The following is a 22,672-nucleotide window of genomic DNA, read 5'->3' as shown; positions in this document are numbered from 1 at the left end:
TGGAGTCGCGTAAACGCCGCATTTGCCTAATTTTGCGACACGTTCAGTTGTTTCATATGCCAGGCCAAACTCTGGTTGCTTGACAGGACAGGCTTGCCGATCTGCGCTTCGATCCTTGGGATAGCCGTCAGTGTCCGAAGGTTCGTACAACTAAGGAATACGGCGTCGACTGTTGAATCTCTTCCCAGTCGCACGGCGGCATCGACCACGGAATCGGTTGAGATCCGCACAACTTTGGCTTCTTCGGATTCGCCGAAAGTGCCAAACACATCCATCGAGATGCCTTGTTCTGCAAACGCGCGTCGCAACGGAGTGTTTACTTCTTCGATGTAAGGCGACAGCAGTGCAAATTTTGAGACGCCCAAATGTCTCGCGCAGGCGGAGGCTGCCCGCAACGGGTTGGTGACGGTCGCTGTATTACAGGTCTGCATGACCATCTGCTCAACCCGATCCGAGCCGATAACCGAACTGGCTGACGTACATCCATAGCCAACAACTCGATAGGGCCGCGCCTTTGGCAGCAGATCAGCCGCTGCAGGCAAGTCGGTCTCCATCTGCGCCAGCGTGTCGGTGTTAACCTCGGCCCCGCTGGGAATGCGGCTGACATAAAGAGGGCTTTTGTCATCGATAAAAAGGCTACGAAACTCAGGTTCGATTGTCTCGTCAGTCTGTAAAACGATCAGCCCCATTGGTACGGCCGAGGGATCGTCAGGATCCAGTGTGTACGGCAACGTGCTCATATCTCGGCAATCTCCGGTCCTATCCGGGGGCTGAGGAATTCGGGCGCGCCTTCGGTTATCAGGATGTTCTCTTCGTGCACGAGAATTTTGCCATCGACCGCAATACCCGGTTCAAGCGTCAAAACCATTCCTGGTTGCAGTTCAGTATGATCATCCGGAATAAGCGAGGGCGATTCGGTCAACGACATTCCTAACCCGTGGCCCAGACGCCCTGCATCGGTTCCCGCGCTGCCATCGGTGAGTATGGTGTTCATCGTATGAAAAAGCTGAGAAGCCGTCACGCCTGGGCGGGCTTGATCAAACGCTGCATCCGAAGCCTCGACCAATCTGGCATGTGCATCGCGTACCGCCTTGCTCGCTGGGCCGACGGACCAATTGCGATCATAGTCGCAAAAATAGCCATCGTGGACGAGGCCGGTGTCGAGCATCAGCACATCGCCTATACGAAGCGGGGTCTGTGTCGCGGGTGAGATTACATCCGAGTACCCGCCTTGCTCGGCCCCTCCGGCCAGATAGGGCACCCAGTCGGCACCCTCTTCAAGGCAGAGTCTCTGAAAGTTTCGAAATATCTGATCCAGCGGTGTCCCTGCTGAGGCAATCTCGGGCACTCGTGCAAAGGCGTGGGCACCAATCTGACAGGCAGTTCGAATCTTTGCGATCTCGGCGTCAGATTTCACCATCCGCAGCGCCCGCAGGATGCCATGGTCACCCGTAATTTGGCGCGCTCCAATTGCGGATTCGAGATGCCTTAGATCGGCCAGTGGCATCCTTACATGGGTCTCATGCCCGTCGGGGCAGCCGATTGAGGCGTTTTCAGGCGTCAACTCTCTCAGTGTATCGGCCAGCAGGGATACCCCATCATCTTCAAGGTCGGGTGCACTCCAGGTTCGAATGTCGTCGATCCATGTCTGCGCCATCAATGCAGCACCGATGGATGGGATTACTGCAACCGGCTTGCCAGAAATCGGAACGATCAGAAACCAAGGCCGCGTTGGGCTTTCCCAGAAACGGGTCAGATAACCTGTGAAATAGCGAAGCTGGGGCTCAGTCGTAAGCAACAGGGCCGATAGACCGGTTTCTTGCATCCGATGCTGGGCGCGCGCAACGCGGGTCGCGAATTCCTCTGGTGCGAAACCTCTCATGCAGGTTGCTCGCTCAAGATGCAGAGCACTTTGGAATTCGGTCCAATACCCAGTTCACTACGGATCGCGTCGTTCAGAACGGCCGCAATGCCAGCACCGCCCGAGGCGCTGGTTTCCAACCCGGCCTTCGCCATGGCCGGAAGCTGTGCTTCGACAGTGTCATCCTCGATTGTCAGAAACAGATCGGCATCTCGGGCCAAGCCGTTCAAGGCGATCAGCGAGGGCTCTTTGCAATCCAGTCGCCCCATGATGCTGTCGGGCCCGTCAGCAAACACACAATGCCCCGCTTCGATACTGGCCTGCAGCGCCGGGGCAGAGGTTGGCTCGACAACAATGATCTGCGGAGCATCTCCCCAAACGACCCGCGCATAGGCAGCGACGGCTCCGGCCATGCCGCCAACACCGGCTTGCAGAAGAACGTGCGTTGGTGCCTCAGTACATTGCTCGGCGGCTTCGACCGCCATTTGCAGATACCCTTCCATCAGCAAGTACGGTAGTTCAGTATACCCCTCCCAGGAACTGTCCGAGAGCAAAGTCCAGCCATTGTCCTGCGCCGCCTGACTGGCTGCTTCCATGCTGGCGGCGTAATCAGCACCCGCCCGGACCACTTGTGCGTTTTGAGCGCGCAGGCGATCTGCAAAGCTTTCTGGAACTGTTTCTGCGATGTAGACAACTGCATCAGCTCCGAAAGTGCGCGCGCCCGCGGCCATGCTCATCCCGTGATTGCCTGCGCTTGCCGTAACATAGGTGCGCCCTTTGAGCGTGTTACCATCTGGCGTGACCGAGATGTCATTCGCTTCGCAGGCGATCACATAAGCCGCACCCAGCGCTTTGAACGATCCCAGGCCCATACGGCTTCGCTCATCTTTAACCCAGAGATTCGCGACGGGTGCCAGCGCCGATGCATTCACAAGGGGCGTTTCGACAAAGTCAGGGCAGAAGAATCGATGCCGGCCCAACCCATCTGTCTCTACGGAGGGATAAGGGGCCTGATCCGAAAGCTTAGAACCACCTCGAAACGGGTTACTGACTAGTTTCATCGCTCGCTCCCTGATCTTGTGTTGCGCCGACGTGAACGAATTGGCCGAAGGCTGTCAAGCTCGGCCTTGATTCAGCAGGATTGTGTTCATGTTCTGCATGCATCCCTGGATCTGATGAATGAGTATCTTTTCAATCGTTTTGGTTGGTTGTAAGTGTCTGCACACGACATCGGCGCGGTGAGACAAAACTTCGACGATGATGTGCGGGCGTGATGGAATGGTAGACATATCGGACTTAAAATCCTTCGCTTCCGCCCGCAAAGCGCATTGTATTCATAGCCTTGTGGCCGTATGGAGTTTTTCAGGCCCGAAATAGGCCCGACACGCTTGCCCGCGTGGTGGAATGGTAGACACAAGAGACTTAAAATCTCTGGGCCGGAAGGCCGTGCCGGTTCGAGTCCGGCCGCGGGTACCAGCGCTAGTCTTGCGCAAGAATTATTTCTCTCAGAATACGCCCCCTGGTTGCTCGCACGAGTCTGTCGTTTGTAGACTGAAGCGTTGCATTCAGGTATTCGCCAGCAGCGCCTGTGTGTGCGTCTTCGCTTCCACGCAAGGCATTGACTGATTGAAAAAAAGCGGCGAGACGGCTGCCAACTGCCTGTTCGTCAAGGGGTTGTTGTTCTCGATTTATTATGCGGTCGACTTCAATAAACAGTGTGTAGAAATCTGCTTTTCTCCACGCGCGGCTATCTCTGTCGAAGCCCATTTGAGCAATGCTGGAAAACGTAGAAGAAAACCGAGCTTCGAGAGCTGGTGCTTCAGTAAATTGTTCGTCAAAGCGCTCGAGGTAGTCTTCGACTTCATCGTCGCGATGGAAATAGTCTGAGAGCATCGTTGTTGCTAGAGAGGCAATGAACGATACATCTTTCATTCGTCTTATGTCAGCGGCGCTGAAAATTTTGTGTTCAGCCAGGAAGTCATCAAGTGCAATCCGCTCGCAGAATTGTTTGAATTCCCCAATGTACGCGGCATTGAAACGCTCCATGTCATTGAGGTCATATGAAGTTGCATTCATACGTTGAAATACCTCCCGCACTTCGTCGAGGCCAATAATTCCAAGGTTACGCACTGAAACGTCGTAGTTCAGGAAATCTCTCTTCTGATCGTCTTCAAGCTGCCTATATCTGGTAATCGACTGCGTCCGAGCAAACGGTTTAACCCCTCTGAAGTACTCATCTATCGTCCTAAGCCTTTGCTGGCCGTCTACCAAGAGCTCGGTCGCGTCTCCGGTCTGGGTATCGACGTCACCGGATGCAACGTAGATCTCGGGAAATGGGTAGCCGAGGAGTATTGTTTCGATAAATGCAATTTTATCCTTGTTGGTCCAAACTGCTCGTCTTTGAAAATCTGGCGAAGGTTGAAGGCTACCTTCGCGGAGTGCCTTTAGTACCGCTGAGATTTTTCTACTTTCTGGTGCTGTTCTCATATCTTATCCTCAATAAAACGCCGGCATTTGTCTAAAGACGAGTGAATGTATCTCTCGAGAAACGTTTCATCGTAGTAGATACCAGCGTTGATCTTATATCCCCCATACAGTCCAGATGCCTGTAGCCTGCGAAAAAAGTCGAACCATTCGTCCGAAGCAGCAAAACCTGACCCTGTTGGCAGCATGTCAGGTCGAAGCCAGCCACGGAATAAATAGAGGCGAAACTGCTCGGCCTTTCTCCAATCGCTGTGGTCTTCCCAATGGCTCAAAGCGAGCTGCCAGTATTTGTTGAAGAGAGTTTTGGAAATGATTGCCACATCAATGTCCGAGTTTCCGAAGTGGGAAAACGTAGGTCGCTGTGGTTTTTGAACTATGGTGAAACCCAGTCGCGCTGAACCCACTATCAGAATGTCTCGTATTGAAACGGAAAACTGATCTGAAACTTCTCGTCGAAGCTGAGCTTCGGCTTGATGTTGCAAGCCAGCACAGTCACCTGAGTAGTACCAGCGGTCGAGCATTGATGCATTGTTCAGCGATCCGATGTCTGCTCTGAAGGCAGCAATCCGCGCATCATAGGACATTAATATACGGCATCCATCAATTGATATTGTATTAAAATCAGGCGTTCCAGTGCCAGCTAACCCGTGTTATCTTGTGTCACAGTAACGTATGCAGCGCAAGATATGGAATTCTCGGAGGACTTGTGAATATAGTCGATCTTTTTTCCTGCGGCGGCGGAATGTCCTCCGGTTTTGTTAGTCAAGGCTATAGAACAATCGGTGCAGTTGATCTTGAGGTTGCAAAACCTAGCCACGGGGTCGGAGCTACATTCTGCAACGACACATACGAACGAAACTTGGGTCTTCGGCCGATGTCGGCCGATCTAGCCGATACCGGGCCTGATGATGTCGCGACTCACTTCGGATTTGGCCCGAGCGACGTAGACGTACTCATTTCTTGTGCTCCTTGCACTGGATTTAGTCAGAAACAAAGCCGCAATCATATTCACGACGATAGACGGAATAAGTTGGTAGAGAGAGCGGCTGTCTTTGCCGCGGCCTGGCGCCCGCGATATATTGTGATAGAGAATGTCAAAGAACTATTGCGAGGCCGTCACAAGCATCACTTCTATGCATTACACAGAGATCTTTCGGATCTGGGATATGACGTCTTCGCCGAGATACACGACCTTAAGAAATTTGGCTTGCCCCAAAGCCGTATCAGGTCACTCATCGTGGCAAAGCTGGATGGCAACTTTCATCTACAAATACCTGAGACCAGCTTGCGTTCTGTGCGGGACACGATTGGGCATCTTCCTGCGCTTGCCGCTGGCGAAACCCACTCAGAAGACCCAATGCACGTTTGCCCACGTATCAGTGGTCGCTCGCTCGAACGGATGCAGGCAATTCCGAAGGATGGGGGAAGCTGGATTGATTTGACGGAAGATCAAGCACATTTGCGTATCCCAAGTATGAATGTTGAAAAACCAGGTTCATTCCCCGACGTGTACGGTCGACTTGCGTGGGACAGGCCCGCTCCAACTATCACACGCGAGTGCAGCCATCCTGGAAATGGCCGCTACAGCCACCCTGAACAGGACCGACTGTTGTCGGTCCGAGAAATGTCTCTCCTTCAAGGCTTTCCGTCCAACTATTACTTCGAAGGTTCACTATCCTTCAAATACCGACAGATTGGCGACGCAGTGCCTCCGATGATTGCTTCAAAGATCGCGAAATCAATTTATGAAGATGCCAACGGTCGGGGTGCTATGCCCAATCAACTGAGAATGGCGATCTAACCAGGTCTGTTGAGTTCCCACCATGCATGAAGTGGGCACAATTCAACATCAAGACCCGAAATGGTCACTTTCTCAACACTACCATCCAAGACAATCCGGAAAGCTTTGCGGCCGTTCAACATTACATTGGCGCCAGTTCCGCCCGCTGCTGAAAGTTCTTTAAAGTCGTCTACGGTGAGATGCTCGACCATAGCCAGAACGTCTTTAGGGATCTCCCGCAGATCATATCGCACTTTCCGCTCATCGCCGTAGCTTCGAAGAATGAAGATTCGCTCGTACTCTTTCAAATGCGAGAGCACGCGTTGGCGTACTTGATCTGGTGCGTCTGCCCGACTCTCAAGGTCCCGGATCCAGCGAGCTTCCATCAGTTTTGAAATCGTGATGGACTTTGTGTTAAGCCCCTTGGCTGCTTCGGTTTTTAGAGAGTGAAAGTGACCGTCCACTTCTAGATCAGCACCCCGGTGTGTCATGTCCTCTGTTCTTTTGGCATAATGCCCGGTTCGGAGAAATGAATGTTCCAGGATGTGTTCGAAATTTTCCTTCTTTAGCGGGACAGCACTCGATGCATGGTGAGCTGCAAGACGCGTGGAAAAGTACTCGAACGCGCTGGGGTCCAGAAAGTCTGTAAGCAGGTGTTCGTGTTCCTGTCCTTCTGCAAACTTTTCGACGATGCTCCTCAAAACTTCAATCTGGATCGGCGTCAACTTTTTCAGCGCCACAATTAGGTTTTCAAGGTTTCTTTGGCTGTCAGATTGATCGCTCACTATTCTCACCAAGTTATTGATTTTGGAGGAATATCAAGGCAATATCTCGTAAGGTCAAGATAAAGATATTGGTTGCTCTGAAGTTATATGAGAATGGCTGCTACCACGTCATTATGCTTGTCAATTTTAACAAATTGAAAAAATCCACGCTTAGGCTCCTCATCGTTCCGTGGACGTAAAACGACAGAATTGTTGTTTCTGTTCTTGTCTGCAAATTCCGACAGTGAACCAGTTTTCTGTGTGGCACTTCTCGGCAGATTCAAGGTTTCAATTCACTTAGCTTGCAAATTGCCCAATATTCTAATTAGTTAGTATTTCGACAGCATCTACTCCAAGTGCTTCACACCAGTGCTTGAACTCGATGACGTCAAGACGCCGCTCACAACCTTCGACCTTAGCAACGAAGGACTGCGGCTTCCTCAAGGCGTCAGCGAGTGCCTGCTGGGTCATGCCGACCGAAATGCGCTGATCGCGCAGTCGCTTGATGAGCGACCTATACTCGTCGTCGTAGATGCTCTTGGCCACCCGCACGTTCCATTTGACTGCCCGTACAGGTCGCGGTAATCCCGAAACAGAATTATCCCAAAATAGGATAAACCATGGAACGGAACGGCGGGCTGACCTCGACGCAGAGGGGCAAGATCGCGGAACTGCACGTGGCGACGGCGCTGATGTCACAATCCTCAGGGCGCCTATCACCGTTCGAGCCGCTCTCGGACGACCACGGCATCGATCTCGTCGTCCTCGACAAGGAGAGCGGCCGCGCGCTTCCCATTCAGGTTAAGGCATGGCTCCTAGATCCCGAGAAGCCGGTCAGGACCGTCCAATTCGATGTACAGAAAACCACTTTCGGCAAGGGCAAGCCGGGCGTGCTGATCTGCGTCGTGGTGAAGAAGGAAACGTTGGAGATAGCCATGTCCTGGCTCATACGTATGGCGGAGATACCGTCCATTGCGACCGACAAGCCCAATAAGTTTGCCCTGGCTCCGAGCATCGCCGAAGGTTCTAGAGACAAGTACGTACCCTACAGGCACTTGACCATCGCATCATTGACTGAGGCGGTAGAAGCCGAACTCCAGAACGACTGCTGATATCATCCCATTGGAGGGAATAGCCCCGGCGCACGGTTAAAACGCCGGGGCCACGTCGTCGCGGGTCGGTTAAGATGCGGGAGGAGGCCGCAGCAGAGGGTGCCCTGCATCCCGCGATAACGTCTCTAGGTTCGTCTACCTCGAACGACTTCGATCGCATCCGGAAGGCTCAGCAGCCTCCCGCTCCTCGCGCTGCGAACTTGCTCCTCCTGTGCCCGTCGCATCGTCTCACGGTCCGCTGTCTTAGTGTCGAGCCCCACCTTTAGGGCTCTCGTCTCATCGCTGTTCCTGACGGCCAGATCGAACTCAATATCCTCGTGGCTCAGTGGCAGCTTTTCGGGCTGGAAGCCAGCGGTGCCGCCGAGCGCATGTTCCGTGAGCTCCGGATGCGCCTCGCAGACGGCCTCGTAAGCTTTCAGATAGGGCTCTCCTGTCTTATCCGAGCGGGCCGCTGCGAGGCGATCCAGTTCGCGATTAGCATCGACGGCGACCGTCTGCGCCGCCTTGTTCAGGCACTCGATGACCTGTCCTCTGGTCTGTAGGTGGATGTCCTTAGTCACGTTCTCTCCTCCATTTCGTATAGTTCCGGAGTATTTTGGAGTGCATAGCCGAAAAGTGGCTATCGGCGCCCAAACGCGAAACTGCATCCGCGCTTTTCGAACCGGCACTCAACGTCTAACTGCGGGGTAAATCGATGCGAGGGGTTTTATGCTTTTGCTCGTACCCGCCACCGGACGAAGGCCGATCCGTTTCGCGAGTGGGCGCGCGCGATCCCAGAAGGCCGCGACCAACGCTCCGGTTCTCGCGTGACCGACGATCACCGGTCTCTTGCCGCTGCCGTCGCCGGTGAGCTTCTCGAGCCTCGCGACCTCCACCGAAAGTTCCTCGAGCGCCTCAAATGCTTTGCAGGCATCCGACAGCGCCTGGTCGAATGAATCGGCCCACTTGTGCTGACCATTTCTGGCGTCCGTGAGTTTTTTACGTGCGTTCGTGAGTGCCTGTGCCTCTCGCGTTCGCGCTTTTTCGCGCTCGACCCGGTCGGCCTCCTCGCGCTCCATGGCGTCGAGCTCCGCCTCGACCGATCGGCGCTCGTCCTCGGCCATCTCCCTAACGAGCGCTTCTCGCGCCGCGTTCCTATCACTCAGAATTAAGCCTCTGGCCTGTTCGAACATCTTTTTTAGCCTCCTCTTAGCCTGCACTCACTGTGCTGGGTGTCGTCGCGAGATGTAGACCAGCAGTTCGACCCGAGCAGCCAATTGCCTCAGGAAGCGACCATGGGTGTCCTGGCGATGCGCTCACAGATGGCGCGCCGCTGGCTGGACGAGAGGCGATCATCGCTGGCTATACGTCGAACGGCCTGTTCACGCTGGGTCTCATCTGCGAACCGAGCGGCACAGCATCCAACGGCGGCGCCGTCGTCGGTTCGAGTCGTCGTGGCGGTCAGTAGCGGAGAGGGCGCGCTGTCAAGCCAGGCGTCGTCGGCCAGTGCCTCGACGACCTGCCAATCCGGTGGCTCGACGAACTCGACGGAGATGACTGCGTGGACCTCGGGGGACGAGAGGACCGGCGTGTCCGTCACGTGTTCCAGCAGGCGGCGGCGATCAGCTACGGTAAGCGAGCCATCGGCGGCAAGGCGACGGGCCTGACACAGTCGCGCCGCCGCATCGCGGTAGGGCAACCTGGGTTCGGATCCGCCGATTTCCTCGAACAGGTGCTGAGCGTCCGCTGCGGCCCGGCAAGTCAGGCCTTCGTCGGTAAGCAGCACCGTACCGTCGTCGAACAACACCTCGACCGATACCGCAGGTCCCTGTTCTGCGACTCTACTCGACATCGGTGCCCAGGTCCTCGTATTCGGCGAGTATCGCATCCACGTCTATCGGGGCACCCGAGACAAGCTTGGGCGCGGACGGGGCCACGACGTTGTTCTGGATGGCGACTGTCGCCGCCTCGTTCACGCCGCTTATCCTCAGGCCGATGAGGCGTACCGCGATCCTCGGGTCCACGTTCGAACAGTCGAAGCGCATCACCGGCTCGAAGTCCTCGTCAAGTTCCGCTTCGCCCGTGTCGGGGTCTATTGCGGGGACCCAGCGGCCTGTGCCCATGTGGAGCGCCGTGGCGATCACCCTCTGCGTCAGCGTCTCCTCGAAGGTGTCGATGGCCTCGTCCCACTTGGCTGCAAATTCAGGGTCACGTCGCCGCCGCTCGTACAGGGAGCGCCGCGCCATGCCGGAGACGTTGGCAGCATAGGTGACCTGGCCAAACTCTGACAGCGCCGAAAGGAACCGCTCGTCCACGTCCGAAGGTATCTCGGAGCGCGTCGGGTACCGGCTCGGCGCATCAGCCTTTGCCGCTGGCCTGATCTGTATTGCAGCATTACCCATAGTTCACCTGTTTCGGGCCCATGGCAGGGCCTAGAAATTGACCACATGCAGGGCCTTGTTTCGGTTGGGCTTTTCGGTGCCCCAGACGGGACGAGGGATCCGGTGTCCTTAGGTCCTCGGCGAAATAAATTTGGCCGGTTCGTCTCAACCGCCTCGAACAGATATGCCAAGTGTTTCGGGCCAGCGATGCCAACGTTGCACAAGGGATGAGAGGTTCGAATGGAGCCACAGCATTGCTAAGTGCTGAAACCCACCCAGTCACTCATTAAGCAACTGACCCTTATTCGACTCTATGCTCTTAAAACTATTGTAAGAAATTTATCTTTGAGTAGCCTGAGTGAGTCGAGTAACCAATTTCGGAAATCAAATAGAAGATAGTTTGGATACATTTGACCTAGCCGGGCGCCGGTGAATGCCAAACCCGGCTGTTGCAATGCTTGCTGATTGCAGACTCGATTACTCAGGTTGCTCAATGGATGTGCCTGTTTTCGGACCTCCGTCGGCCTTCGGGACTGTTCGTGAATGACATCCGACCTATCAAGCTCAAGTTTCATCGCCCCAGTCTTCGGGCTCTTCGAAAGGCTCCCAGTCCAAAGGACCAGATCCCAGTAGCTCCTCGAAGTTCTGTCTGGCCTGGGCCAGTGGTGGCAGAACCCAGCCACGACGTCTTTCGGCACCGAAGCCGACGTTTCCGTTGATCTGATACTTGAATTTTTCCTTCAGCCACCTCCCGATTGCCGACTTGTCGGGGATGTGTGCTCGATACGGCAGTTGGTGATGGTATGAACGGAGATCGAATTCAAGCTCGTCCTTCATTGACGGTGATACCTCGCCGGTTGCTGAGGGCCAGCCCGGAATCCGAAGTTGGTCGAGGCCCCCTCGCTGGAGTACTGTTTCCCACCAGCCGAGCATTGGATTTCGCTGGGCAGTCAAAGCACGCTGCCTCCTGAGGGCATTCGTAACGGGGATATGTTCGTCGCCTCGCCACCCATTCACGTCAACACGCAGCAGTTTGGACATCATGCCTGCCAGAATAGCGCGCTTCACACGTCCTTGGCCTTCGAGAATACGACCAAATCCTATCCGGGACTTGAAGTCGGACACGGCTTCCGGCTCGGGTGAGAAGACTGCATAGCGCCGATCCCCAAACTCGACAGGTGCCGCCCAATCGTCGTTTGTCGCCATTACGATGTGAAGATGATTGTTTACCTCGAATGAATCGACACCTTTTGGTTCACACATGAAGGTTGGTTCCGTGATCAGCGACTTCAGTGTATTCTCCGCCTTTTTGTCTCCTGAGCACAATGCCTCATCGACGAACAGTGCGATCGTCTGTGATAAGTGATTGTTGAATTTACCGGTCAACTGTTCCGGTTGGGTCAACTGTTTTCCGTGCGGTGCGACAAGGCCAACGAGCGCTCGACCGAATGTACCCTTTCCTGAGCCCTTCGGGCCGGGAATTGATAGCACTACGCCTGCCGGTTCATTGGGATACTGAACCATCTTTGCTGTCCAGTTCATGACGAACTCATATTGCTCCATGTCGCCGCCACAGATGACGTCTCTAATGAGGTGATCCAGCGGAGACCAATCTGCAAGCGGATCCGGCTCGACCGAGAAGCCCCTGAACAAATTGAAGGTACGGTTGTCGCCATCGCCCTCACGGAAGCTGTGATTGGGATCAAAAGTTAGGTGCCGGTAGTGGCGACGATCTGTGTGGGTCGCCCAGGCAGTACCGATACCAATAAGTTTGGACTTCCCGTCTGGCTCTGGAACTTCAACCTTCTTTCTATCGAGGTCCTTTTTTACTGCGCTTTCTGAAAAGAACTTGACCTCCCGATGGCCCGTGGATGGATTCAACTGTTCTCGTCCCACCGAGTACCCCCCGTCTTTGGTTATTGTGAAGTACTCACGGTTAGTTCTTTGAATGACAGCCTCAAGCGTTGAGCCCTCCTCGGCATACTCACGTTCCAGCTCAGTCAAATAGTCGTTTCTCGGTTTGGAAGCCCAGCCTTCCAACATCTCGGCCCATTCCTCGTAGTACTCTACAAACCGCTTCACCACTTCAGGGTGGTTACCTTCTGGTTTCAATTCAAAATCAAACGCTAGATTGCGAAGGATTTCGGCTTCTCTCTCTGCCAATTGCGATAGCGTCTCGCCTGGAACCCCATCATCCCAACAGTCGTTGATAACATCGGCTGGTGGGCCCAGCCCATCCAGGTCTTCGCGAGAAACCTTCGCAAAGAATTCCAGTGTCGCATAGCGGGCGGCTGCGACTCCCGCAGAAGCGTCTCGTAGAGATCGAACCAAGACCGAAGCATCATGCCACAATGGCGAAGAGATCTGGAGGAATTCCTCAAAGTCTTCGGGCGAATAGGTGAACGGTTTCACTGGGATTGCCCTCCCGTCTTCACCTGAATCGAAAGCGGCCATTGTTTTGTGCTTTGGTAGATCAGATTTTGGTTGATCAAAAAGAATGATGGAAAATCGCAGTTTGGACTATTGCGCAAATATACGAATGAGAAGCCACGAACGGCATTGCTCAGGCCGCCCCAAAGCCCGTAAAATGAGGGTTCATGGCTTTGTGCTTTCGTGGCAGTATGTAACTCATGCATCGAATTGTTCCTCGGTGTAGATTTCGGCAACTGTCTGGCCCGCATCGTCCACAAAAGTCTGTGCGGGTCAGCCATGTCCGAACCGGTCTCGGCAGAATCAATGATCTGCCGTGTCAACCCCCCAGTAAACTATTACTTGGTGCGCAATGGTGGGGGCCTGTATCCTAGCAGTTCGAAATTCAACGAATTGCGTTTTGAGTAATCATTGCTCGGCTTACTGGGGAATGGAGTGCTATCGAAGCGACTCCTGACGGTGCTCATCCATGAAGGAGCGAAGGTCAGAGACTGAGTACATCACTCGGCGTCCGACACGGTGGACCGCAGGACCCTTCGCCTCCATGCGCCACCTGTCCAGGGTCTGTCGACTTACACGGATGAATTCGGCCGTCTCATCAATGTTTAGGTATTCGCGCCTTGGCACGATCGCGTCGCTGGCCGATATAAGTTCTTCAATGCGACCGAGGCGCTCGACTATCTGTTCCATTTGCTCACTCCGGGATCTCTAGTTCATGAGCATTGTGGAGGAATTCGAAGGCCACGTTGACCATCACTTCGCATCATTTATTCTAATGAGACTCTATTGGGTTTGCATTTATTGAGCGACTTTTTTTGGCTTTTGAACTACAATCCGCTGGTTTGGAACGGTTGATTTACTGAAAGCGGCACCTCGCTGCACCACAGACGAGCGTCCGATCTGCGGACCAACCTGCTGTCACTGCTCTAAGGTCGAATGACAGCTTTTGGAAAAGTGGGACGAACACGGTCGATTGGCTCTCCTCCAACTGGCGTCACCGCTCATGCCGCAGTATAACTTAATCAAATTTATTATCATGCCTCGACGAGGTCATTGTTCATGGAGAGCAGATTCCCCAAAGGGTTAAGAAAACACTCTACAGTGCACACAAAATTGCGGTCACCGAACTTAGATATCTCGAGCGTTATCCATTTTTTTCCTTTCCACAAAAGAGCAAGCGACCAGAGATCGAGCAATATGGGGAAGATACCGGCAATTATCGACAACCCTCAACTCTGAGAGAACCCAAAAATGGACGAAATCTATTTAGGTCTTACGACCAACTGGCAGGAGTTCTTGCAAAGATACAAGACCGAGCTCACTGAATCTGAAAAACAGCACCTGGCGCAAATATGTATTGCCATGGCAACTGGTCTATGTTGGGAGGATTTTCGGTCCGTAACAAAATTTTTTAAATCAACTGAGCAGCTCGGAATTCACATAATCCCAGCACATTACTATAGTCCACTGCCGATTCTTTCAGATTTGGATGACGAAGTGTTCGAAAGAAAGTTCAATGAGTCCTTGCTCCCCCAGGGCCTTGATAAAACCAAATTCGCAAACCACTTAGCGTCATTCAATCGATATATTTGTGAATTGCAGGGCTATTCGAAAAGGCCACGAAATCCACACCAATTCTATTGGAATAATTCGATGTTCTCTGCTCCTGACGCAATAATATATTATTCAATGATACGAAAAAATCAGCCTCAACACATTGTTGAAATTGGATCTGGGTTTTCTACCCTTATTGCTGTCGATGCTCTGGGCGCCAATGGATTTGGTGAAATTACTTGTATTGAGCCATATCCCAATGAATCGCTTCGGATTCTTGCGGAAGATAAGCGAATAAATCTAATTGAGGAGAAGGTGCAGAAAGTTCCAATATCCTTCTTCGATTGCTTGAAAAGAAACGATATACTATTCATTGATAGCAGCCATATCAGCAAAATTGGATCAGACGTAAACTATCAAGTATTCGAAATAGTTCCTTCACTCCAAATAGGCACATTAGTTCATATACACGATATATTCTTTCCTTCGGACATGCCTAGATATTGGATCGAGGAACTCAGCAATTTCTATAACGAGCAATACATCTGGACGGCATTTCTAATGGGTAACTTGTCATGGGAAGTAGAGTTTGCATCCAACTTCGTCTGCAACAACATGAAAGAGGAATTTAAGTTGCTTGCTGGTGACTTGGTCGACTCGAAAACTCCCAATGGCAGCAGTTTCTGGATCAGGCGTATGGCCACCTGATCCGTCCTCTGATGCTCCAATACTCCGCCCTTCGCCTAGAGCGTTAGGGAATAGGAATTGGTCCCGGTGGTGGAGGCGGTGGTGGGATCGGAATTGGCCCTGGTGGTGGTGGTGGTGGTGGAATAGGAATTGGTCCCGGCGGTGGAGGCGGTGGTGGAATCGGAATTGGCCCCGGTGGTGGTGGAACAGGTATAGAACTAGGTTTTGGATCGCCGCTTGGCATTGCAACATCTTCCCTAAAATATCGAAAAGTGATCAAATGCTAGCCAGATGCGAGCATTGGGTCAACGGCACAAGCGCCCTAGGAGAAAACAATGGAAATAGTCCCTTCTTTTAAGCTCCTGCAGGAGACTCACGAACACGATCTCGACTATCGAACTGTAGAAAAAGTGTTTGACGCCAACGAGTGTGCAAAGATCGTCAGTATGTCGAAGCATGCCGAGCCGATTGAAAGTCGCGTAAGTTGGGGCGATGAGGATGAAAACATCCGTAGCACTGATCTTTTTTGGATTTATCCAAACCAAGACAATTATTGGCTATTTGAAAGGGTTGCTGCGGCTACATCGACTTTAAACAAAGAATTCTTCAATTTCTCGCTCGACGGCAAATTGGCATCATTCCAACTAGGTAGGTATCGGCAAGGTCAAGGCTATGACTGGCACGCTGACTTGGGAAAGCTTGCGCCACGTCGAAAGTTGTCGGTTTCGATCCAACTCAGCGAGCCGGATGAATACGTGGGCGGAGGCCTCCAGTTTTTCCGTACAGAGAAAGACGTAGCTGAAGCTTCACGAGAACTCGGTTCAATGACAGTTTTCCCTAGCTTTTTGTTGCATAGAGCGGGCCGTGTAATTTCTGGTGAAAGACTGAGCTTGGTGACATGGCTTGAGGGTTCGCCATTTCGGTAGTGCTAAGGATTCAAGTATGTTGATCCAAATCGATGACTTCTTAGACGATGTAAACTGCGCAACGATTTGCAGTGCATATGACTCTCGATCAGAAGCGGCGACGCTACTCGATTATTGCGGTAATCCAATGGTGTACTGGCGCGAGTTTTCTGATTTGCCTGCGTCTATTCTGGTACGGCGTGTCGCTGAGACAGCGCGTCAGATTTGTTCTTTAGCCACATCTACTACGCTGTTCGTCGAGACGATTATGCTGTGCCGCTTGGAAAAAGGCGGAATGCATCCACTTCATGCAGACAACTGCATGCAAGATTCGAAAGGAACTTGGGTTCCAAACCACACTCCTGATCGTAAAGTGTCTTGCATTCTTTATCTCGGGCAAGAATTTAAGGGCGGAGAAATACGATTTGTAAACCAGGATAAAACGATCTCACCCAAAACCGGGCTCTTCGTTGCATTTCCAAGTGATGAAAAATATGCTCACGAGGTTTTCCAAGTACAATCTGGACTCCGATATACAGTCGCCATCTTTTTAACTGACGTCACAGGGAATTCTCTGCAAGGCTTTTAAACACTCCGGATAAACAATACTTTGGTCTACAGCAGTTCACTGTCTTAGGGTTCGACTTCTTAGATTGCTCGCCACAACAATTCTTCCGAAAGAAGGCGTTCATCGAAAGGTGAATTTGTCCCGCATATCAGACATAGCCACTCGGGCGGTTGTGGGGTAAAAAAACGTTCCTATTTGCAATATCGAAGCGATAGGTCATAAACTACTTATCTAATTGCGGAGACACCACCGCAACCACCCCAAGCAAAATGTCACGTAGTGTACGCCGACCATCGCCCAGTACGCAGCGCTCGTCACTTTGGGCTCGTAGCGGTATTTTGCTGAAGAACGAGGCGAGGTCATCTTTTCCTTTGAACGTCAGTCGCAATTTACAGCCCTGATTCTAGCCTCTCGATGAACCTCGATACGTTAGTAGGCGTGCACAGATACGTTCCTGACATTCGCGCAGATGCCCCTTCAGATGCGAGCGGGTCACATAGTTGAAAGAGACGTGAGCATTTGCGTGGTCCATCAGCATCGTCACTGATTGGAAGCCCACGCCAGCCTCTAGCGCATGGGTTCTGTAGGTGTGACGCATCTGATGCGGCGCATATGGAAATGACATTAGGCGCACCATTTGCTCAATGTGACCCGACTTGGAGGTCGTGGAGGGGAAGATGAATTGGCTTTCGAGAGGTTTCGTCAATTCTCGCACTTCACCGAGTTCCTGGATCATGAGACGTGGCAGGGGTAGTTGAAAGCTACGACCCGACTTGGCTCTCGGGATGAACAGGACCCCATCGTCCTCAAGGTGTTCCCATCGTACCGAGCGGGCGTTTGTAGAGCGAAGGCCGGTGGTCAGCATTAGTAGCCAACAGGCGCGACGAACGCGGTCCTCCATCGCATCCAACCCGCGCCAGAGCTGAGGCATCTCATCAGGGCCAACTGCCCAGTCACGCGCCCGCTCTTTGTTCATTCGCACGCCGCGCGTGACTGGGTTCGGCGGTAGATCGTGGGTGCGGGCAACGTCGTTCAACAGCAGCTTGAGCACTCGCATCGCGCCGTTAGCGCAATAGGGTCCAGATTTCTTTGTAAGTTGCTCGTGAAGAGACCTTACGGCTTCACGGTCTATCCGATCCGATGGCAGCTTGAGGAGGCCGCCGAGCGGACCGTCCACCTTCTGGCGGTACCATGAGACCGTCCGAGCACTTAGATCGGGTCGACCGTCAAGATATCGCTCAAGGGCCTCCGCAATGGTCGGCACAGCCACCTTCTTGGACCTCGGGTCGTCGCCACGTCGCAATGCCAGCCGGAGCTCTGCGGAGCGCTCCCTGGCGCTGCGCAGTGACACCTCGTCCGTCCTGCCGATCACTACGGACACGTACCGGTCGGTGCCGTCGTTGATGCGCCCCACATGCTTGTAGGAGATGCCGCGCTTGCCCACGACGAGCCTGAGGCCCTTCGCCTCGCTGTCGTAGATCTGAGCGCCCGGCGGGTGATCTTCGGCGAGCTGAGACACCTTGGCCTGTGTGAGTTTTGTTGTCATCTTTGATCGCCTCCTTAAGCCATGTTTCAGGCCATGTTTCGGGTAGGTCCTGAGAGGTCTCAGGACGCGCTATGAGACGATGATGCCTTGTTTTCTTGGTCTCGCGGACCCTCAATAGGTGCTATTAGGCTATAAAATATCTCGGAAGCAGTAACTTAAAATCCGAAGGCCTTAGTGCCGTGTGGGTTCGAGTCCCACCGCCCGCACCAGCACCATCTCAGACAGGGAAACCCAGTTGGGTGATCAATTTCCAGATATCCCTGTTGGCATTCGAGAGCTGAGTGACAACATCCTCGATTTCTTTCATTGCTTTGTCGTCAACTGTGTCTTCGCGACCAAGTTTGATGTCGGTCTTGCGATCAGCAATGCGCATCAGGATGGTCTTTGGATTTCCGCTTTCCTGATCGAAAGAATAGATGCAGTGATTGTACTTGTTTCGAATAGAGGACAGGCGCGACAACCGCTGGGTGTGTTCGAGAATCGGATCGCGGATTTCACGGAGGCGACCCTCCATCTTGGCGAGACGTTCGACCAGATCGATACGGGCACGTGTGGTGTTAAGCGTCAGGAATATGATGACCGCAACATCTTTGTTGGCCCCGGTCAGACCTGCGATCAGGTGGATCAGCAGGCTTTCAGTGTTCGTCCACATATAGTTGAGCCGACCCACCAACAGAATGAGCCGGTCGAACCGGGTTTCGAATGCCTCATCCAACGGGCGCGTTGCGCGCTTCGTTCGGCGCGACCTCAAAGTAGAAATGCGCAGCTTCAGTCCGGTTGCTCACATCGATCTTGCCCGAGACATTGTGCATATGCAGTTTGACGGTGTGTTCGGTGATGCCCAGATTCGACGCAATGGTCTTGTTGCTCTTGCCTTGCGATACCAGCCTCAGGACTTGCTTTTCGCGGCGCGTCAGCTTTGAGTATCGCAACAGTTTGTCAGGCGACCGGGTTCTGGTTGCAGGCTGTTTTTCGATAGGTGTGCCTGGCGCACTTTGTGTTGCGTTCATGCTGTCGGCCAGAAAGCAGGGCAGGTGCAGCTCTTCGTGCATCAGAAGCCGCAATATTGCGCGCCAAACATCCGGCGCCACGTTCATTGGCAAATACCCGACACTGCCGAAACGGGTACGATCCCAGCGTTCGAACAGAACCCGGGCCGGACTTTTCTTGCGATAGGCGAAGGCCAGACATCCTGTCTCGGCGAGCCGGGAATAATCAGCGGGCCGCGCCAACAGATCTTCGAGCATCATCTGATCCACGACAATGATGCGCTCGGAGGGAACTGAGTTCCCACTCTCAGCCAGCAGGTCGTCAAGGCTTTCATATCTTGATGCACGAACGCCAAATTCGCTTTGAACACTTCTCAGGGTTTGGTTCGAGTAGAACAATTCCTTGCCGATAAAAATGATCGACAGCTCTTCGGGATATTCAATCTGATCACGGGCGTCTTCTTGCAATGAAATATTCATTGATCTTCCCCCCACTAATACAAACGCCGCCCTCTGAAACTTTAAATCGGGCACAGAACTGGGTGGCGCGAAACATTAACTTTGAACTCAAATAGTACCTTATCATAGCTGAAAGTACGTGTTTCAGCAACCAAAGGCGGGTTCCGCAATACCGCGTACTAGAACCTTTGATCAGGTTTTTCGTATATAGTTTTAGCGTAACTTTATGAAATTTCAGGGTTAATAATCCTATATGTTTGCGCATGATTGTTTCTGAGGCAAATCTGGTGCGAAATACGCCAGATTTCGAAAAATATATATATTAAACAGCTAATTACGGAAAATAGCCCTTTCGGCCAGCTATGCACATCCCCTTATCGCTGCAACCATGCCCAAGCTTCAATTTGTGAAGTGATCTTAGACCTGACGTGCCTGCGGTCCGCGTATTTCTGCGAATTCTCCGTGGTCATGGAATCGGCTTAGCCGAGAAAGGGGGGCAAACCAAACAGAAGACCTTCACGGCCGCGCGAGTGTCCAGATTGACACGTTGCGCGCAAAGTCTGTTTCAAACCGCGCCTGTTACCGCTTTGTAGATGAATGGCGGTCTGGTGCTTCAGTAAAAGTGGAACTTATTATGGAACGCAGATTAGCTCCAATCACCGATGTCCAAGAAGTTATCGACGATCAGGATCCTGTTGTAGACGAACCGCAGCTGGAAGAAGAAGAGATGGCTGTTGAAGATTTGAACCAACAGCAACAGCAGCAGCAACAACAGCAGGGCGACGACAGCAACACCAACGGTGGTAACGACAGCAACACCAACGGTGGTAACGACAGCAACACCAATGGTGGTAACGACAGCAACACCAATGGTGGTAACGACAGCAACACCAATGGTGGTAACGACAGCAACTCACAGACCAATGGCGGTGACGACAGCAACACCAATACCGCGACCGTAGATATCGACTTCGGCGGCGGAGAGTGGATTCCGCGCGACGATGACAAAGTCGACGTTGATATTGAGGACGTCGAAGGTGATGTCGGCGACGTTATTACTGCCGGTGACGATGTAAATTACGATCCCGGCGACGACGTCAACATTGATATCTCGCAAGATGGTCCCGGAAATGATTTCGCGTCGATCAACCAGCAGTTTGCCAGCCTGGAAGACAATGACAGTTTGGGTACAGCAAGTGTCGAGAATTCAGGCGACTTCACACAAAGCGGTGACGCCAACGGCGGTGAAGCCTATGCTGAAGACGGTATCGACGTAAACAACGACGGTGGCTCCTCTGGCGATGGCGGCATGAGCTATGGTGGTGAAGCCTATGGCGACACCAATGGCAGCCATTCGCTGGCCTTTGGTGGTCATTCAGGAAATGCTGATAGCGCTGCGACAGGTGGAGATGGCGCATCTTCGGGTGATACCTATAACGCAAGCCTGGGTCTTGGTCATTCGAGTGCCAGCGCAGACGGTGACAGCACCGGCGGCGAAGGCGGCGCAGCAGACAGCGAGTCTAATGCCGACAACCACGGCGAAGCGAGTTCCGATAGTGACTCTACTGGTGGTAACGGTGGTAATGCCGGATCGATTGGCCTTGGTCTTGGTCTTGGTTTGTCCGGAGCGAACGCCGATGGCGATGCAGACGGTGGTGACAATACATCTGGGGCATTAGCTGCTGGCCTTGGTCTGGCAGGCACCGATGCTTCCAACGACGGTGCCGATGGTGGCGCTGGTGATGCCGATAACGATGGTTCGGCAGACAACTCTAGCGACGGAACCAACGAAGCCAACGAGTCTTCCTCTGGAGGCAATATTGGTTTGGGTCTGGCTGGCGCTGGCGCGATGGGCTGGAATGATGCCGATGGCGGTAGCGGTTCCGGCGGCGAAGGCTCCGGCGGCGAAGGCTCCGGTGGCGAAGGCTCCGGGGGCGAAGGCTCAGGCGGTGAAGGCTCAGGCGGTGAAGGCACTGGTGGCGAAGGCTCCGGTGGCAATGCCAATGGTGGCGACGGCACCGGCGGAGATTCCGGCTCGGTAGAAGAAGCCTTCCCATTCCCGGTACTCCTTGTGGAAGAGGAAGATCCTGACGGAGACGAAGAAGCTGCAGCAGCTGGTAACTCGAACGGTACCGGCGGAGACGGTGGTACTGGTGGTGCAGGTACCGGCGGTACGGGTACTGGCGGTACAGGTACTGGTGGTACGGGTACTGGAGGTACTGGTACTGGTGGCACAGGTACTGGCGGACCGGGTGCTGGCGGTACAGGAACCGGTGGTGCAGGCGGCGGCTACGTTGACACGGATGCGGATGCGCAAGGTGTTGGTGACCAAGATGCTGCCGGCCCTGTAATCACGCAGTCACCTGGTGATATCGATGGCTCTGCCGACAATGATCAGGACGTTGACGGTTCTGGTGGTAATGGTGGTACCAACACAAGTAATGGATCAGCAGACGCCAGCGGCGATGGAATGGCATCGGCCGAAGGTACTGGTGGCGCTGGCGGTACGGCCAACCCCGAGGCAAGCTCGGCCGGAAGCGGTGCTGGTTCAGCTGACGCAACCAACGAAGCCGGAAACGGCGGTGACTCTGAAGCATGGGCCGATTCAGCCAACGATGGTTATGCCGAAAGCCTTGCCGAAGCGATTGCCGGATACGGTGGAGATGCTTCGTCCGATAATGATGCGGACTCGATGGCTTCAGGTGATGCAACAGGTACTGCGATGTCAGGTGACGGCGGTGCCGGTGGTGCAGCGGCATCGACTGGCGGTACCAGCGGCGACGTCATGGGCTCGTCTACTGGTGGTGCAACCACAGGCGCAATGAACACCGGTGGTGAAGCATCCGGTGCATATTCGGGTGCCGGTGGTGCTGGCGGTAATGGCGGTACCTGGGGTTCGGATAATGGTGGCGATGGTATCGTCAACGGCGAGTCTTATGCATCCGCAGCAGCAGTCGTCGATACGAACGCGTTCAACCAATCGATCGTACAGGGTGCCAACGTGCTTGGTAACTCGGTCGATACGACCATGGTTGGCGGTTCGATGACCTCGACTTATTCGAGCGACGACACCGAGGTCTAAGACCAATTCGCGGGGGCCGCATTATCGGCCCCCGTTCAATGAAATCGCCGGGGCCGCGAAATGTGGCCTCGGCCCAGCAAATCCCGAACCG

At 53.5% G+C, this 22,672-nt stretch carries 22 protein-coding genes and 1 tRNA gene; 7 read left to right on the top strand and 16 right to left on the bottom strand.

All coding sequences use genetic code 11. The annotated features are described in order from the left end of the window. Positions 1-26 precede the first annotated feature (26 nt). The 3 genes from ACR0A1_RS08155 to ACR0A1_RS08145 are packed head-to-tail and all read right to left on the bottom strand — an operon-like array spanning position 27 to position 2,922. Positions 27-740 (bottom strand): maleate cis-trans isomerase family protein, encoded by a 714-nt coding sequence (locus ACR0A1_RS08155; protein WP_170594782.1) that lies wholly within the window; start codon positions 738-740, stop codon positions 27-29. Further along, positions 737-1,882: a M24 family metallopeptidase gene (locus tag ACR0A1_RS08150; RefSeq protein WP_480867019.1), complete on the bottom strand. Its 1,146-nt coding sequence runs from the start codon at positions 1,880-1,882 to the stop codon at positions 737-739. Before ACR0A1_RS08150 ends, ACR0A1_RS08155 begins: the two co-directional genes overlap by 4 nt. Then, positions 1,879-2,922 (bottom strand): pyridoxal-phosphate dependent enzyme, encoded by a 1,044-nt coding sequence (locus ACR0A1_RS08145; protein ID WP_480752458.1) that lies wholly within the window; start codon positions 2,920-2,922, stop codon positions 1,879-1,881. Before ACR0A1_RS08145 ends, ACR0A1_RS08150 begins: the two co-directional genes overlap by 4 nt. A gap of 329 nt (positions 2,923-3,251) precedes the next feature. Here ACR0A1_RS08145 and ACR0A1_RS08140 point away from each other — a divergent pair. Beyond that, positions 3,252-3,337, top strand: a tRNA-Leu gene (locus ACR0A1_RS08140). 3 nt (positions 3,338-3,340) lie between these two features. On the opposite strand, the gene ACR0A1_RS08135 is transcribed toward ACR0A1_RS08140, so the two are convergent. Both ACR0A1_RS08135 and ACR0A1_RS08130 read right to left on the bottom strand, forming a co-directional pair. After that, positions 3,341-4,348, bottom strand: a complete 1,008-nt coding sequence (locus ACR0A1_RS08135; RefSeq protein WP_480867017.1) for a GmrSD restriction endonuclease domain-containing protein — start codon at positions 4,346-4,348, stop codon at positions 3,341-3,343. Further along, entirely contained in the window at positions 4,345-4,929 is a 585-nt protein-coding gene (locus ACR0A1_RS08130) for a hypothetical protein (protein WP_480867016.1), read from the bottom strand. The genes ACR0A1_RS08135 and ACR0A1_RS08130 overlap by 4 nt, the downstream gene beginning before the upstream one ends. 122 nt (positions 4,930-5,051) lie before the next feature. Between ACR0A1_RS08130 and ACR0A1_RS08125 the strand changes: the two genes are divergently transcribed. Continuing rightward, positions 5,052-6,146: a DNA cytosine methyltransferase gene (locus ACR0A1_RS08125; protein WP_480867014.1), complete on the top strand. Its 1,095-nt coding sequence runs from the start codon at positions 5,052-5,054 to the stop codon at positions 6,144-6,146. On the opposite strand, the gene ACR0A1_RS08120 is transcribed toward ACR0A1_RS08125, so the two are convergent. Both ACR0A1_RS08120 and ACR0A1_RS08115 read right to left on the bottom strand, forming a co-directional pair. Continuing rightward, positions 6,143-6,910 carry a hypothetical protein gene (locus ACR0A1_RS08120; protein WP_480867012.1) on the bottom strand — a complete coding sequence of 256 codons (768 nt, stop codon included), beginning with the start codon at positions 6,908-6,910 and terminating at the stop codon, positions 6,143-6,145. The genes ACR0A1_RS08125 and ACR0A1_RS08120 overlap by 4 nt on opposite strands. Positions 6,911-7,210: 300 nt before the next feature. Beyond that, positions 7,211-7,435 (bottom strand): helix-turn-helix domain-containing protein, encoded by a 225-nt coding sequence (locus ACR0A1_RS08115; protein WP_480867010.1) that lies wholly within the window; start codon positions 7,433-7,435, stop codon positions 7,211-7,213. A gap of 74 nt (positions 7,436-7,509) precedes the next feature. On the opposite strand from ACR0A1_RS08115, the gene ACR0A1_RS08110 reads away from it, so the two are divergent. Beyond that, entirely contained in the window at positions 7,510-8,001 is a 492-nt protein-coding gene (locus ACR0A1_RS08110) for a hypothetical protein (protein ID WP_480867008.1), read from the top strand. A 125-nt stretch (positions 8,002-8,126) separates the two neighbouring features. On the opposite strand, the gene ACR0A1_RS08105 is transcribed toward ACR0A1_RS08110, so the two are convergent. The 6 genes from ACR0A1_RS08105 to ACR0A1_RS08080 form a co-directional block, all read right to left on the bottom strand. Next, positions 8,127-8,561, bottom strand: a complete 435-nt coding sequence (locus ACR0A1_RS08105) for a hypothetical protein (protein WP_299668175.1) — start codon at positions 8,559-8,561, stop codon at positions 8,127-8,129. A 108-nt stretch (positions 8,562-8,669) separates the two neighbouring features. Beyond that, positions 8,670-9,173: a hypothetical protein gene (locus ACR0A1_RS08100; RefSeq protein ID WP_480867006.1), complete on the bottom strand. Its 504-nt coding sequence runs from the start codon at positions 9,171-9,173 to the stop codon at positions 8,670-8,672. An 89-nt stretch (positions 9,174-9,262) separates the two neighbouring features. Next, entirely contained in the window at positions 9,263-9,832 is a 570-nt protein-coding gene (locus ACR0A1_RS08095) for a hypothetical protein (protein ID WP_480867004.1), read from the bottom strand. Further along, positions 9,822-10,382: a hypothetical protein gene (locus tag ACR0A1_RS08090; protein ID WP_480867002.1), complete on the bottom strand. Its 561-nt coding sequence runs from the start codon at positions 10,380-10,382 to the stop codon at positions 9,822-9,824. Before ACR0A1_RS08090 ends, ACR0A1_RS08095 begins: the two co-directional genes overlap by 11 nt. A 543-nt stretch (positions 10,383-10,925) precedes the next feature. After that, on the bottom strand, positions 10,926-12,815 hold the full coding sequence (locus ACR0A1_RS08085) for a primase-helicase family protein (RefSeq protein WP_480867000.1): 1,890 nt from the start codon (positions 12,813-12,815) through the stop codon (positions 10,926-10,928). A gap of 414 nt (positions 12,816-13,229) precedes the next feature. Next, positions 13,230-13,481, bottom strand: coding sequence for a helix-turn-helix transcriptional regulator (locus tag ACR0A1_RS08080; protein WP_480866998.1), 252 nt, complete (start codon positions 13,479-13,481; stop codon positions 13,230-13,232). 561 nt (positions 13,482-14,042) lie between these two features. Here ACR0A1_RS08080 and ACR0A1_RS08075 point away from each other — a divergent pair. From ACR0A1_RS08075 to ACR0A1_RS08065, 3 genes are all read left to right on the top strand, one after another. Then, entirely contained in the window at positions 14,043-15,053 is a 1,011-nt protein-coding gene (locus ACR0A1_RS08075; protein ID WP_480866996.1) for a class I SAM-dependent methyltransferase, read from the top strand. Between the two features lie 314 nt (positions 15,054-15,367). After that, complete coding sequence (locus ACR0A1_RS08070; RefSeq protein ID WP_480866994.1) at positions 15,368-15,958, top strand: 2OG-Fe(II) oxygenase; 591 nt, start codon at positions 15,368-15,370, stop codon at positions 15,956-15,958. 16 nt (positions 15,959-15,974) lie between these two features. Further along, positions 15,975-16,526, top strand: coding sequence for a 2OG-Fe(II) oxygenase (locus tag ACR0A1_RS08065; protein ID WP_480866993.1), 552 nt, complete (start codon positions 15,975-15,977; stop codon positions 16,524-16,526). Between the two features lie 382 nt (positions 16,527-16,908). Here the strand turns inward: ACR0A1_RS08065 and ACR0A1_RS08060 are convergent, their stop codons facing one another. The 3 genes from ACR0A1_RS08060 to ACR0A1_RS08050 all read right to left on the bottom strand — a co-directional run bounded on the left by ACR0A1_RS08060 (position 16,909) and on the right by ACR0A1_RS08050 (position 19,520). Next, the gene (locus ACR0A1_RS08060) at positions 16,909-18,051 is read right to left on the bottom strand and encodes a tyrosine-type recombinase/integrase (RefSeq protein ID WP_480866991.1); all 1,143 of its coding nucleotides are present in this window, start codon (positions 18,049-18,051) and stop codon (positions 16,909-16,911) included. Between the two features lie 217 nt (positions 18,052-18,268). Beyond that, positions 18,269-18,766 (bottom strand): hypothetical protein, encoded by a 498-nt coding sequence (locus ACR0A1_RS08055; protein ID WP_480752459.1) that lies wholly within the window; start codon positions 18,764-18,766, stop codon positions 18,269-18,271. Then, positions 18,759-19,520 carry a response regulator transcription factor gene (locus tag ACR0A1_RS08050; protein ID WP_170391977.1) on the bottom strand — a complete coding sequence of 254 codons (762 nt, stop codon included), beginning with the start codon at positions 19,518-19,520 and terminating at the stop codon, positions 18,759-18,761. Before ACR0A1_RS08050 ends, ACR0A1_RS08055 begins: the two co-directional genes overlap by 8 nt. Positions 19,521-20,133: 613 nt before the next feature. Between ACR0A1_RS08050 and ACR0A1_RS08045 the strand changes: the two genes are divergently transcribed. Continuing rightward, complete coding sequence (locus tag ACR0A1_RS08045) at positions 20,134-22,581, top strand: hypothetical protein (protein ID WP_170391975.1); 2,448 nt, start codon at positions 20,134-20,136, stop codon at positions 22,579-22,581. Positions 22,582-22,672: the final 91 nt, after the last annotated feature.

The sequence above is a fragment of the Ruegeria sp. D6 genome (genome assembly GCF_056534365.1).
The sequence above is the reverse complement of the archived record's forward strand: the minus strand, read 5'-3'. Positions and strand labels throughout refer to the sequence as shown.

Excerpts from the sequence above, each read along its gene's own strand:
- ACR0A1_RS08155 (WP_170594782.1), bottom strand. The coding sequence starts at position 740 with ATGAGCACGTTGCCGTACACACTGGATCCTGACGATCCCTCGGCCGTA.
- ACR0A1_RS08150 (WP_480867019.1), bottom strand. The coding sequence starts at position 1,882 with ATGAGAGGTTTCGCACCAGAGGAATTCGCGACCCGCGTTGCGCGCGCC.
- ACR0A1_RS08145 (WP_480752458.1), bottom strand. The coding sequence starts at position 2,922 with ATGAAACTAGTCAGTAACCCGTTTCGAGGTGGTTCTAAGCTTTCGGAT.
- ACR0A1_RS08135 (WP_480867017.1), bottom strand. The coding sequence starts at position 4,348 with ATGAGAACAGCACCAGAAAGTAGAAAAATCTCAGCGGTACTAAAGGCA.
- ACR0A1_RS08130 (WP_480867016.1), bottom strand. The coding sequence starts at position 4,929 with ATGTCCTATGATGCGCGGATTGCTGCCTTCAGAGCAGACATCGGATCG.
- ACR0A1_RS08110 (WP_480867008.1), top strand. The coding sequence starts at position 7,510 with ATGGAACGGAACGGCGGGCTGACCTCGACGCAGAGGGGCAAGATCGCG.
- ACR0A1_RS08100 (WP_480867006.1), bottom strand. The coding sequence starts at position 9,173 with ATGTTCGAACAGGCCAGAGGCTTAATTCTGAGTGATAGGAACGCGGCG.
- ACR0A1_RS08095 (WP_480867004.1), bottom strand. The coding sequence starts at position 9,832 with ATGTCGAGTAGAGTCGCAGAACAGGGACCTGCGGTATCGGTCGAGGTG.
- ACR0A1_RS08090 (WP_480867002.1), bottom strand. The coding sequence starts at position 10,382 with ATGGGTAATGCTGCAATACAGATCAGGCCAGCGGCAAAGGCTGATGCG.
- ACR0A1_RS08085 (WP_480867000.1), bottom strand. The coding sequence starts at position 12,815 with ATGGCCGCTTTCGATTCAGGTGAAGACGGGAGGGCAATCCCAGTGAAA.
- ACR0A1_RS08080 (WP_480866998.1), bottom strand. The coding sequence starts at position 13,481 with ATGGAACAGATAGTCGAGCGCCTCGGTCGCATTGAAGAACTTATATCG.
- ACR0A1_RS08075 (WP_480866996.1), top strand. The coding sequence starts at position 14,043 with ATGGACGAAATCTATTTAGGTCTTACGACCAACTGGCAGGAGTTCTTG.
- ACR0A1_RS08070 (WP_480866994.1), top strand. The coding sequence starts at position 15,368 with ATGGAAATAGTCCCTTCTTTTAAGCTCCTGCAGGAGACTCACGAACAC.
- ACR0A1_RS08065 (WP_480866993.1), top strand. The coding sequence starts at position 15,975 with ATGTTGATCCAAATCGATGACTTCTTAGACGATGTAAACTGCGCAACG.
- ACR0A1_RS08060 (WP_480866991.1), bottom strand. The coding sequence starts at position 18,051 with ATGACAACAAAACTCACACAGGCCAAGGTGTCTCAGCTCGCCGAAGAT.
- ACR0A1_RS08050 (WP_170391977.1), bottom strand. The coding sequence starts at position 19,520 with ATGAATATTTCATTGCAAGAAGACGCCCGTGATCAGATTGAATATCCC.
- ACR0A1_RS08045 (WP_170391975.1), top strand. The coding sequence starts at position 20,134 with ATGGAACGCAGATTAGCTCCAATCACCGATGTCCAAGAAGTTATCGAC.